The organism is Bernardetia sp. ABR2-2B, assembly GCF_037126435.1.
Classification (GTDB): Bacteria; Bacteroidota; Bacteroidia; order Cytophagales; family Bernardetiaceae; genus Bernardetia.
Genome location: NZ_CP147020.1, coordinates 4,457,626 through 4,469,532, shown reverse-complemented (window position 1 = coordinate 4,469,532; position 11,907 = coordinate 4,457,626). Strand labels below are relative to the sequence as shown.

The 11,907-nt window shown below is 32.2% G+C and carries 10 protein-coding genes; 2 read left to right on the top strand and 8 right to left on the bottom strand.

Going from position 1 to position 11,907, the window contains the following annotated elements; translation table 11 throughout:
- The first annotated feature begins 69 nt into the window (after positions 1-69).
- Positions 70-363: a hypothetical protein gene (locus tag WAF17_RS18835; protein WP_338763045.1), complete on the top strand. Its 294-nt coding sequence runs from the start codon at positions 70-72 to the stop codon at positions 361-363.
- Between the two features lie 28 nt (positions 364-391).
- Here WAF17_RS18835 and WAF17_RS18830 read toward each other — a convergent pair whose 3' ends face one another.
- From WAF17_RS18830 to WAF17_RS18795, 8 genes are all read right to left on the bottom strand, one after another.
- Entirely contained in the window at positions 392-1,723 is a 1,332-nt protein-coding gene (locus tag WAF17_RS18830) for a DUF2254 domain-containing protein (RefSeq protein ID WP_338763042.1), read from the bottom strand.
- Between the two features lie 77 nt (positions 1,724-1,800).
- Positions 1,801-2,748 (bottom strand): hypothetical protein, encoded by a 948-nt coding sequence (locus WAF17_RS18825; protein WP_338763039.1) that lies wholly within the window; start codon positions 2,746-2,748, stop codon positions 1,801-1,803.
- Between the two features lie 164 nt (positions 2,749-2,912).
- The gene (dnaN, locus tag WAF17_RS18820; protein WP_338763037.1) at positions 2,913-4,037 is read right to left on the bottom strand and encodes a DNA polymerase III subunit beta; all 1,125 of its coding nucleotides are present in this window, start codon (positions 4,035-4,037) and stop codon (positions 2,913-2,915) included.
- A 468-nt stretch (positions 4,038-4,505) separates the two neighbouring features.
- Positions 4,506-5,615, bottom strand: a complete 1,110-nt coding sequence (gene carA / locus WAF17_RS18815; RefSeq protein WP_338763034.1) for a glutamine-hydrolyzing carbamoyl-phosphate synthase small subunit — start codon at positions 5,613-5,615, stop codon at positions 4,506-4,508.
- A 170-nt stretch (positions 5,616-5,785) separates the two neighbouring features.
- A complete protein-coding gene (locus WAF17_RS18810) occupies positions 5,786-6,694 on the bottom strand; it encodes an alpha/beta hydrolase (RefSeq protein ID WP_338763031.1) in 909 nt (302 codons plus the stop codon).
- Positions 6,695-7,066: 372 nt separating this feature from the next.
- Positions 7,067-8,443, bottom strand: coding sequence for a cystathionine beta-synthase (locus tag WAF17_RS18805; RefSeq protein WP_338763028.1), 1,377 nt, complete (start codon positions 8,441-8,443; stop codon positions 7,067-7,069).
- A 325-nt stretch (positions 8,444-8,768) separates the two neighbouring features.
- The gene (locus WAF17_RS18800; RefSeq protein WP_338763025.1) at positions 8,769-9,140 is read right to left on the bottom strand and encodes a hypothetical protein; all 372 of its coding nucleotides are present in this window, start codon (positions 9,138-9,140) and stop codon (positions 8,769-8,771) included.
- A 569-nt stretch (positions 9,141-9,709) separates the two neighbouring features.
- Positions 9,710-10,303, bottom strand: coding sequence for a C40 family peptidase (locus tag WAF17_RS18795; RefSeq protein WP_338763022.1), 594 nt, complete (start codon positions 10,301-10,303; stop codon positions 9,710-9,712).
- A 243-nt stretch (positions 10,304-10,546) separates the two neighbouring features.
- Between WAF17_RS18795 and WAF17_RS18790 the strand changes: the two genes are divergently transcribed.
- Positions 10,547-11,872: an AarF/UbiB family protein gene (locus WAF17_RS18790; RefSeq protein ID WP_338763020.1), complete on the top strand. Its 1,326-nt coding sequence runs from the start codon at positions 10,547-10,549 to the stop codon at positions 11,870-11,872.
- Positions 11,873-11,907: the final 35 nt, after the last annotated feature.

Genomic DNA, 11,907 nt, shown 5'->3' with positions numbered 1-11,907 from the left:
ATAAGGAGGCTGTCAATAGTTTGAATTGTAAAAGTTCTAGTGATAAGAATATAACCTGTTTTATAATTAATGTCTTCAAATTCTGTAAATAAAATCTTGATAATTACTTGGGTTTTACTTTTAGTAATTCCTTTTGTTTTATTTTTTCTTGCAACACTTTTAAGAATACCAGTAGGTTTTTATTTAGAGCAAATAAATTGGCTTTTATTTTTGGCAAATGAAGTTTTAGCTATTGTAGCTCTGAGCTTTGGTATTTATTTTATCATAAAAAAGCAGTCTTTCATTCCTACACTACTTTTATCTTTTGGAATAGGGGTTTTTCCTTTTCTATTTTGGTGGTATATTCTTTCTTCATTGCATTAGATAATCAATCTCTTATCTTAAAATACTTTTATTCAAAAAAAGGAACTTGAAAACCACTTGGACTTAAAAGTAAATTGATACGTACAAGGGTTTTGTTGAGATAGTTTTTTTGTTCTCCTTTTATGTTTCCTTCAATTGTAGATTGAAATTCTAAAAGGAGTGCATTAATCTTTGCAATATCTAATTTGCCTTTAGTTCTTTTGGCTGAAAGTAAAAATTCTACCATCGAAAAAAGCCTATCCATTACCATTACATCAGCCTTGCCATAGTACAAAATAGGTGATATATATCGATACATTAAGTCGTAAAGAGGATAAGTTTCCTCCCAAAGTCGTATTTTTTCTTCTTTATCTGCATAACAATAGACTCCTTCACGCAATGCTTTTTCTATAAAAATCAATGTCATATAGTTAATCGTACGAATGGCTGTTTCTGGGTCGTTTATACCTGGACTTAATGCTTTTGTGGCTATTTCGCTCAATTGTTTTATTCCATAGACATAATTATCTTGAATATATTCATTATCATAAAAAACAAATTCTTCTAAAATTTCATCAACTTTCTCTTGACTAATTTCTTTATTTACCTTCAATAAAGGCGTTCCTATCACCATAAAAGAACCTTCTTCTAAATTAACAAATAACTCTATATCATACTTTTTTGCCAACTTAACGAGCTTTTTTCTGTTGCATTCTCTAAAATATCCACTCTGATTACTAATAATGGTATGCCAGTCCGAAACTTTGTTAAAAACACTCTGATAATCTTGATACTTACTTACTTTTTTTGATTTCAATTCATTAAAGGTCTTATTATAAACCATCAAAATAATATTATCTACCTGTACCGAACGAGAAATAGAATGAATAAAATAGATAAACAAAACAAGAGACAAAACACCAAAACACATTCCTACAAAAATACTTAATTGTGGAATATAAATTCCCTCTTCAGTTTTCCCAATATTGACAATAAGTAAGAGACAGTATAAAATTGTTCCTAAATATGTTCCCAAAACAATTTGATAGGATTTATTTGTCAAAACTCCTGGTACTACACGAGGAGAAAAAGCTGTCGCAGCTTGATTCAAGACAACCATTACCATTGAAAAATTAAAAACCATCAATGAAATAATTCCTCCAATAAAAGCATTAAGTGCAAACCGAGCATTATCAGCGCCTGTTACTAAGGCAAAATCTAAATTCTCTTTTATTTTTGTACTCAATTCTGAATCTTCAAAGCTCATCATAAATACAGAAAGTCCTATCGAAAAAATAGCCATCAAAGAAGGTATAAAAATGATACTGTTAGTAAGGGCTAAATAAGTTTTGCGAATGTATTGATAAGGTCTTTTAAGCATAAAAATAGAAAATCATAGAATAGAAAGAAGTCATTTGAATAGAAGAACTTGATAAAGCAAAAATAGTTAGTCAAGTTTTATTTTAAGATAAAATAAGGAGATTTTGGATTCAGTTTATTCTGAATTCTTTTGAAAATGGAGGGTTTGCCAAACTGCTTTTTAAGTGTTTTTTCTACTTCTTTTCTTCCTTCATTTTCAACCGTAATTGGAATCGTTTTTAGCTTTATAGAATCAATTACAGGACTACTGAAAAATAAATCTTCTTCTGTACAGTGTGTTCCTGTTGCATCAAAACCTATATTTCTTGATAAAGAATATTTTGGGAACAGAAAACAACCTTTTTCTAAAAACATGGTTGCCATCAAGAATCCAGCCCAAGAATCTACTTGATTGTTTTTCTGTGCTTCCAAGATTTGGTAGTAATAATAATCTCCGAAGTTAAGTTCTTTCTGAGTAATAGAGTTTTGATTAAATTTTTGAAAAATACTTTCTATATCAAAATCTATTTTATCCCAAGTTGTTTTCCAAGTAGCCCAACCCCAAGAAGAATTAATTGGTAAGAAAAAAGTATCTTCTTCTACATTAGTTGAATTTTCTAATGGGTACGCATACGATGATATTCCCCATACTTTATCTTCATTTTTATATTTTTCTAAGGCTTCATTCATATAATTCAAAAAGCCTTTTTGTGGAACAATGTCATCTTCCAAAACTATTACTTTTCCGTATTTATTGATTTGCTCCGTAATTCCTTCTTTTACCGATTTGGCTAATCCTTTATTTGATTCAGATTCATAGATTTCTATGCTTAAAAAAAGATGTTCTTTTTTTTCTTTAAATTCTCTCAAAACCTGTCTAGTCTGTTCAATCTCTTCTCTATCTTTTGAAGAGGAACTTATTTTTGCTCCATCAGAATAAATAATGAGAGGAGTTTTTTCTACATTTTCACAGACAGACAAAGCTTCCAAAACTTGCCTAGTATGATTAGAACGCTTATACACAAATAAAATAACTGGAGAAAGCATAAGAAGAATTAAAAATTACGGATTACAGATTACGGAATTAATACATTGATTATCAATACCTTAAGTTAAGGTTCAATTTTCACTCAACAAAAAAAATCCTTTACAAATCTAATTTATAAAGGATTTTTGAGAAAAAGTTATTTCAGAACTAAATAATCAATCTATTAATAATAATTATTTAGCATAACTGGCATTACGAGCATCAAAATATTTTCACTTTCTGCTGCTTCATTTGGGTACATCAAAGCAGCACGGTTTGGCTCTGAAAACTCAAAATGAACAGTATCACAATTCAGATTAGAAAGCATTTCCATCAAGAACTTGCCATTAAAGCCAATTTCTAAGTTATCGCCATCATAATCACAAGGCAAGTTTTCTTTTGCTTCATTTGAGAAATCAACATCTTCTGCCGAAATAAGTAAGTTGTTATTTTCTAATTTGAAACGAATTTGTTGAGATGTTTTGTTCGCATAAATAGAAATACGCTTCAAAGAACCCAATAATTGTGAACGGTCAATATTTAGATTTTTATCGTTGCTTGTCGGAATTACATTTTCATAATCTGGAAAACGCTCATCAATCAAACGACTTACCATTTTGATATTGGCAAAGCTAAAAAAGACATTTGTATCATTAAATTCTAATTGAATCTCTTGTGGAGAAGAAGGTAAGGCATTTTTGAGTTGCTCAAAGGCTTTTCCTGGGATAATAATAGAAGAATTACTATTTCCTTCTGTTCCTTCGTAGCTATAACGCACCAAACGATGGGAATCTGTAGCTACAAAATTTGTTTTTCCATCAGTTAGATTAACAAAAATACCATTCATTGCTGGTTTCATTTCGTCCGAACTAACAGCAAAAAGAGCATACGAAATAGCACTTGAAATAACATCAGACGAAAACATTAAGTTTGTCGTATTTTTTGGCTCGGCAGGACGAGGAAAATCACCAGCATCTTCTCCAGCCAATGTGTAGCGACCGTTATCTGATAAAATTTCGATACCGTGAGATTCTGTATCAATCGTAAAAGTGATTGGTTGCTCTGGCAAATTGCGAAGCGTATCCAAAAGCATACGAGCAGGAACAGCTACATTTGCTTTTTCATCTGTTTCAACAGCCGTTTCTAAAGTCATTGCATTTTGTAAATCGGAAGCCGTTACACGCAAAAGACCATCACTAATCTCAAATAAAAAGTTTTCTAAAATCGGAATAACAGGGTTGCTAGGAACAAGTCCTTTGAGCGAATTGAGTTGTTTGAGCAGCGCAGCCGATGAAACAATAAACTTCATATCGTATCTATATTAAATGATAAATTTTTATTTTTTGTATGACTACAAAGATAAAAATTTGTAGTACCATACCATAACCTTTGAGGAAATTTCTTTGACTTTTTTCTTAATAACTTATATGTGATTGGCAAGTGATTTTTTATGATTAGTATGATAATTACAGGATTACTGTACCTTACCATTTTTTGTAGTGTATGATTGGTTAAGGATTGGTAGGATTTTAAAATACAGATAATACAAAATACTATTTGAATAATTTAATTTCAAAATAATTTATTCTTAAAAAATGTATTTTTATTCTCTGCGTTCTCTGTAACTCTGTGTTTAATAAAACTAGTAGGGTACAGTATTACAGGATAATACAGCAAAAAATAGCAATTATTATCTCAGTTTGTATTCATCTTAATTTTATCATAAATATCATCCAAATCACTCGCTAATCAGTTGTAACAGGTGAATTAGCATTAACTAAGCCATTACTTTTTCCTTCTGCATCATCTCTACAAACTGGTCAAAAAGATAACGAGAATCGTGAGGGCCAGGAGAAGACTCTGGGTGATATTGTACCGAAAAAGCCTTTTTGTTTTTAAAGCGAATTCCTGCAACACTTTTATCATTTAAGTTTTTATGTGTTTCTACGACTTCATTCTGTGTATTTAAAAATTCTCTATCGACACCAAAACCGTGATTTTGAGAAGTTATTTCGCAGTTTCCTAATTCTAAATTCTTAACTGGGTGATTAAGTCCTCTATGTCCGTTGAACATTTTGTAAGTAGAAAGTCCACCAGCAAGAGCCAAAATTTGATGTCCTAGACAGATTCCAAAAATTGGTTTATTTAACTCTAAAAGTTCTTTTGTTGTCTTGACAGCGTAATCCATTGCAGCAGGATCACCAGGTCCATTAGAAAGGAAAAAGCCTGTTGGATTAAACTCTAATAATTCTTTTACAGAAGTTTTGGCAGGAAACACTTTACAAAATACGCCTCGTTGCGCCAAACTTCTCAAAATATTTGTTTTGATTCCCAAATCTAAAACAGCTACTCGTATTTCTGAATTTTCATCGCCAACGGTATAAGTTTCTTTTGTCGTAACCTTAGAAGAGAGTTCTAAGCCGTTCATATCAGGAACTTCTGCAAGGCGTTTTTGTAATTCTTCCTCTGATAAATCTTCTGAAGAAATAATGGCATTCATTGCACCTTTATTACGAATATGACGAACTAAAGAGCGAGTATCAACCTCTGCAATCCCTGAAATACCTGCTTTTTCAAGGTAGTTTTGAAGAGAATCATCAGCTAAATTTCTTGAATGAATATCCGAAAAATTACGAACTACAAGACCGTTTATTTTAACGTCTGCAGACTCATTTTCAGCGTCTATTGTTCCATAATTACCGATGTGCGAACTAGTATTTATTACAATTTGTCCAAAATAAGAAGGGTCGGTATAAATTTCTTGGTAGCCTGTCATTCCTGTATTAAAACAAATTTCGCCACCTGTTGTGCCTATTTTTCCGATAGCGATACCTTCATATCTTGTTCCATCTGCGAGGAGTAAAACTGCTTTTTTCTGATTTTCCATAATTCGTTCTCTAGTTCTTTTGAGTAGATGATATAATGATTACGATTTACTGACTTTCAAATGTGCAAAACTACAAAAAAAATCCATTACTGTTCTGAAAAATCAGAAAAGTAATGGATTTATCGAATCTTTAAGGAAGTCAAAATACTCTCAAAAATGTATTTTTAGATTTAAAAATCTTCTAACAAAAATTCGGAAACTACTTTAACTGTCTTTTTGGGAGCTTCTTCCATAGGAATATGTCCTACTCCTTCATAGATGAGCATTCTATTATTTGGTAATAATTCACTAAAACGACGAGCATTTTGGGCAGGCAACCAAGCATCTTCTTTACCCCAAATAATCAGAGTTGGAGTATAAAGATTTCTCAATTTTTCTGTATTATCATGTAATTCTTGATTTATGATATTAAAAAATGCTTTCATATTACAATCACGAGTAAAAAAATCAAAATAACGATTGATTGTTTCTTCACAAACTACTGACTGATCACAATATACTTCTCTTACAAATTTTTCAAAAATAGGCTTCTGAAGTGCATATTTAAATACTTTACCAAAGACAGGAAGTTTGGCAAGTTTAAAAGGAGTAGGAATACTTCCATCATCTACAAAACCTGCTGCTGAGATAAGTACCAATTTCTCTATTTGTTCTTGATGCCTTAATGCATATTCCCAAGCAATCCAACCTCCTAATGAGTTACCAGCAATAGCACATTTTTTTATATCTAACCTGTCTAAAAATATTTCTAAATAGGTCATATAATTTTCCAAGCAGTAGTCATCTTCTGACATTGCTCCTGTCAGTCCAAAACCAGGTAAATCTAATGAAATAACTCTATAATTTTCAGAAAGGGGCTTAGTCCAATCTTCGAATGTATGAAGAGATGAAAAAGCTCCATGGATTAAAACCAAAGGTTCACCAGTTCCTTCTTCTCTATAATGAACTAAAGAACCATTAACAGAAACAAAACGAGAGCGACTATCAGCATATTTTTTTAGTAGTTGTTGCTCACTACTTTTTGGGTCTTCAAAAAGAGGTTTTAAAGAGGCTATTTTTTCGAAAGAAATAGGAATCATAATATAATAAACGAGTCTAAAAAATGAGATTGAAAGTTAAAAAAATGTTCTACTGTGTGTGTTAAGAGTAGAAGCAAAGAGTGCTATCAAACCTAATAAAAGAGGGTAATATCAAATTTGTATAGTCTATCTTACTTTTTGTAGGTAAGTCTAATAATCTATTTCAAGACAAATTGTTTTCCAAACAAGCAACTTTTGTTTAACTTTTATTACACATAACAGTTTTTGACACCTTTACATTCAACAAAACTATTGTACTGCTCAATAATTTGAATGAAGCTGTCTATGTATTTTGATTCTTTTTTATAAAAAAGCCGTAATTCTAAAGTTATAGAATTACGGCTTTTTGATTGGAATCAACAAGAGATTATATTATTTAGCTAATGCCATCAATAAATCTTGTTGAGTGATAATATGAACATCTTGTTTTTCATCTCTTACCAAAAGTGCTGGATTGTCTTTGTTGATAAGCGAAGAAAGAACATCTACTGTATTGTTCATTGCCACAAATGTGAATGGACTATCCATAATATCTTTTACAGGCATATCTTTCAAAGATGGGTTGTCAATAAGTTTTGAAAGTGTTTTTGAATCTACAAGGCTTCCCACAATATTTTCTTTTTTGTTATCACTAACAGGAAGCTGAGAAATTCCTTCTTTACTCATCATTCTGACAGCTTCCCCTACTTTCATATCTTCGTCAATCACCAAAAGTTTAGATTGTCCGTTTTTACTTTGGATAATATCTCCAGCTGTTGCATATTCTCTTTCTAAGAATCCATGGTCTTTCATCCAGTTGTCATTATAGATTTTGCCCAAATAACGAGTTCCGTGGTCTGGCAAAATAACAACCATTACATCATCTTCTTTCAAGTTTTCTTTTGCATATTCTAATGCTCCAAAAACAGCAGCACCACACGACCAACCAATAAAAAGTCCTTCCTCACGAGCCATTCTTCTTGTCATGATTGCACTATCTTTATCAGTAACTTTTACAAAATGGTCTATCAAATCCATTTCTACATTTTCTGGCAAAATATCTTCTCCAATTCCTTCTGTAAGATATGGATAAACTTCTTTCTCATCAAAAATGCCTGTATCCTTTAGTTTTTTGAAAATAGAACCATAAGAATCTACTCCCACAGTAACAATATCAGGATTTTGCTCTTTCAGGTATCTTGATGTTCCACACATAGAACCACCTGTACCTACACCTGCCACATAATGCGTAATTTTACCATCTGTATCTTTCCAAATTTCTGGCGCAGTAGTTTCGTAATGTGCTTGTTGATTGGATTTGTTATCGTACTGATTTGGATAAAATGAGTTTTCTATTTCTTTATTTTTGCGCTGTGCCACCGAATAATAAGAACGAGGGTCATCTGGTGTAACATTAGTAGGACAAACGATAACTTCTGCACCTAAAGCACGAAGAATATCAATTTTTTCTTGAGATTGCTTATCTGAAACTGTAAAAATACATTTGTAACCTCTAGCAATGGCAGTCAGAGCCAATCCCATTCCTGTATTTCCAGATGTTCCTTCAATGACAGTTCCCCCAGGTTTGAGAAGTCCTGCTTTTTCGGCATCTTCAATCATTTTCAGACCAATACGGTCTTTCATAGAGTTACCTGGGTTTAGGTACTCTACTTTTACTAAGATTGTTCCTTTTATTCCTTTGTTTACGCTGTTGAGTTTTACAAGTGGCGTATTGCCTACTGTATCGATGATGTGGTTGTAATAACGCATAGTTATCTTTATTGATTTTGAGTGTTTTTGTCTTGTTTAGCTAATGGTGCAAAGTTAGGAAAAAAAATCAGTTAGCCGTAATTGGTAAACAGTAATCAGTTAATTTCGCATGACTTAAAAAAAAGTAAATCCTCCTCTGTTGGGCTTATTTTGCAACTAAGACCTATCAGTTATATAAATCTTCAGATTTATGTAGTCAAGTAAATACAAAAATACCCACACTCGCAAATCTGAAGATTTGCCAAACTGATAAATCGTAGTCGCAGACTACGCTTAACACTTTATTTTTTATTTTCCTTTTGGAACACTACTCCCAACTGGGGGGTTAACGACCTTTTCCCAACTGATATTTTTCATTTATAGTATCAATACAAGGATCTAAATACACGCTCTCTTCCTCTGAAGACATATAATATATATATTCATAATATGAATGTTTGTTCTCAATTAATTTATCAAGACAACATTGACATATTTCTTCTACCATTAGGCTATCTGTCTCATGGTTTGGAAATCGCACTGTACACTTATTCATAAACTCCTGTTTTGTAGATGTATCCCAAGGACGATTTTTTTCATTTCCATTTATAAATCTCACAACATATTGTGCAATTAAAAGTATTGTAAAAAGTATAGAGCAAATCGTTACAATTTTATTGCCCATCGTTTGTTTCTTCTGTTGTTTGTTGTTTTCCATCGTCTATGTTATTATAAGTAGTACCTATAGAGTAAAGAGCATATTGATTAAGTACTAAAGATGTACCTCCTAGTACTCTTGTAGTATTTGTAGCTGTTGAGCCTATCTTAGCTACATCATATATTGCTTTTATATTCCCCCCCTGCTGTCCCTCACAAGATATAAAAAGGCTCTCGCTTGGCTTTGCCGAGTGAGCAATATGTATTCAGCTTGTAGCCGTGTATTTGTATTTCTACAACAACCATCACAACTATCTACCTTTTTAACGTAAATACAATTTAGTTATGTATGCTCTAAATCAAAATAATAATCGTTAGAATAGATAAAAAGTGTTTTGCCTGTAAAAACCCTTATGGAATGCAAATCACAAGATAACATACCTACAAGTAAAATTCAACGAGTTGCTAAATTTGCCAAAACACCGAGTCTAGGACAGGGGTATTTTATCGTACTTATTTGTGTCAAAAACTAAATATTGAAAAGGTAGGCGAAAACGGTAAATCATTAGTAGTATTCACTTACCAGTTATCAATAATTCATTACTTCTAAAATCTAATTTCTAAATTTATTTAAGCCAAAGGACTAATCACACGTCTAGCATGGCGATAGGCTTTTTGCCAATAATCATACTGAAATAAAGGCTCTTCGACTACTCCTCTTGACGTAGAAGTATGGATAAATTCTAAATCGTCTCTGCTATTTCCAGTCTTGGTAATAATTCCGACGTGGCTAATACGGTTTGGGTCGCTTCCTGTCGCAAAAAACACCAAATCTCCAGCTTCTACATTATCGATAGAAATATCTACACCACCTACAGCCTGTGAACGAGAATCTCTTGAAAGTTCCACTCCAGCTTCTTTGAAAGCCAAATAAGTTAGTCCAGAACAGTCCAATCCATTTCTAGAAACTCCTCCCATTACATGTTTTGTACCTAAATAAGTTCTTGCTTCTTCGATGGCTTTTTGTGCGATAGCTTGGTGCGAACCTGATACGTTAGTAGCAATGTTTGTATCTGAATGTGTATGAATATTAGAATTTGGATTAGCTGATTTTTCGGCTTGATAACGAGCAAAAATTTCATCAAAAAGAGCTTTATGAACTCGCAAATCAATAACTGCTTTTACTGTTTTTCCATCTTCTCTTATAAATTCTATTCCTTTCATGATGAAGTATATTTTTTGTTAGAATAAATGAATTATTTTTTGAAAGATACTAATTTTCAAACCAAATTGTTAGGAAGGAAACCTCTTTATTTATAAAAAAGACTAAATGACCATGTCTAAAATAAAAAAGTGAATTGTATATAAATTTCAAAACTATTGCTTTTAATCAACCGTTAGTGAATTGATAGCAAACATTTTATTAAACAGAATTAGAAGAAATAACATATTTTTATATAAAACCTTATGGAACGTAAATCACAAGATAATATACCCACTAGTAAAGTACAACGAGCAGCAAAATTTGCCAAAACAGGCGTAAAACTAGGTGCAAATTATGTAAAGCACTATGCCAAAAAAACAATAAACCCGAGTCTTGACCGTCAAGAATTAGACGATGCAAATGCAAGTGATGTCTATGAAACATTAAGTGAGTTAAAAGGAAGTGCTTTGAAGGTAGCCCAAATGATGTCTATGAGTGAAGGAATGCTACCAAGTGCATATAGTGAAAAATTTAAAATGGCTCAATATACTGCGCCTCCTTTGTCGTTTCCATTAGTAGTAAAGACATTCAAGCAGTATTTGGGTAAAAGTCCGAGTGATATTTTTGATGACTTTACTAAAGATGCGATAAATGCAGCTTCTATTGGGCAAGTTCATAAAGCAAAAATAGGAGACAAAACTTTTGCCGTCAAGATTCAATATCCAGGGGTGGCAGAAAGTATAGATTCAGATTTGAGAATGGTCAAACCATTTGCTATGCAGCTTTTGGGTCTTAGTGAGCGTGATTTGGAGATTTATATGAAGGAAGTAGGCGATATGCTAAAATCTGAAACGAATTATAACTTAGAATTAGAACGCTCACAAAAACTAGCAAAACTGACTCAAGAAGCCGTTTCAAATGCTATTTTTCCAGAATATTATCCAGAATATTCATCAGAAAGAATCTTGACAATGGATTTTTTGGAAGGAATGCACTTGAAGGAATTTTTGGCTACTAATCCTTCTCAAGAAATAAAAAATAAAGCTGCTCAAACGCTTTGGGATTTTTATGATTATCAAATGCATGTCTTAAAAGAAGTACATGCAGACCCACACCCTGGTAATTTCTTGATGAAAGAAGACGGAAGAGTTGGTTTTATTGATTTTGGTGCAGTAAAAGTAATTCCAGAAGAATATTATTTACAGCATTTTAGTATAATGGAAAAAAACATTTTGGAAGATGATGCTCAATTAGAAACTGCTTTTGAAGGGTTGGGTTTTTTGATGGACGATGATACGCCACAACAAAGAGCTTTTTTTAAAGGTGTTTTTAAAGAATTATTATCGCTTTCTATGAAGCCTTTCCATGATAAAACTTTTTATTTTGGAGACAAAAAATACTTTAATGATTTGAATGAATTTGGAGAACGCCTTTCCAAAATGCCAGAACTACGAAACTCTAAACAAGCGAGAGGTTCGCAGCATTCACTTTATTTGAATAGAACTTATTTTGGCTTATACTTTCTACTACATGAACTCAATGCTACTGTAAATACAGATTCATATTGGTATAAAAATAAAGCAGTATAATATTCTTTGTTACAAGAAATAACAAACCTATCAGA

Bases quoted from the DNA above. Each gene is read 5' to 3' on its own strand.
- WAF17_RS18835 (WP_338763045.1), top strand. From the start codon at position 70: ATGTCTTCAAATTCTGTAAATAAAATCTTGATAATTACTTGGGTTTTA.
- WAF17_RS18830 (WP_338763042.1), bottom strand. From the start codon at position 1,723: ATGCTTAAAAGACCTTATCAATACATTCGCAAAACTTATTTAGCCCTT.
- WAF17_RS18825 (WP_338763039.1), bottom strand. From the start codon at position 2,748: ATGCTTTCTCCAGTTATTTTATTTGTGTATAAGCGTTCTAATCATACT.
- dnaN (WP_338763037.1), bottom strand. From the start codon at position 4,037: ATGAAGTTTATTGTTTCATCGGCTGCGCTGCTCAAACAACTCAATTCG.
- carA (WP_338763034.1), bottom strand. From the start codon at position 5,615: ATGGAAAATCAGAAAAAAGCAGTTTTACTCCTCGCAGATGGAACAAGA.
- WAF17_RS18810 (WP_338763031.1), bottom strand. From the start codon at position 6,694: ATGATTCCTATTTCTTTCGAAAAAATAGCCTCTTTAAAACCTCTTTTT.
- WAF17_RS18805 (WP_338763028.1), bottom strand. From the start codon at position 8,443: ATGCGTTATTACAACCACATCATCGATACAGTAGGCAATACGCCACTT.
- WAF17_RS18800 (WP_338763025.1), bottom strand. From the start codon at position 9,140: ATGGAAAACAACAAACAACAGAAGAAACAAACGATGGGCAATAAAATT.
- WAF17_RS18795 (WP_338763022.1), bottom strand. From the start codon at position 10,303: ATGAAAGGAATAGAATTTATAAGAGAAGATGGAAAAACAGTAAAAGCA.
- WAF17_RS18790 (WP_338763020.1), top strand. From the start codon at position 10,547: ATGGAACGTAAATCACAAGATAATATACCCACTAGTAAAGTACAACGA.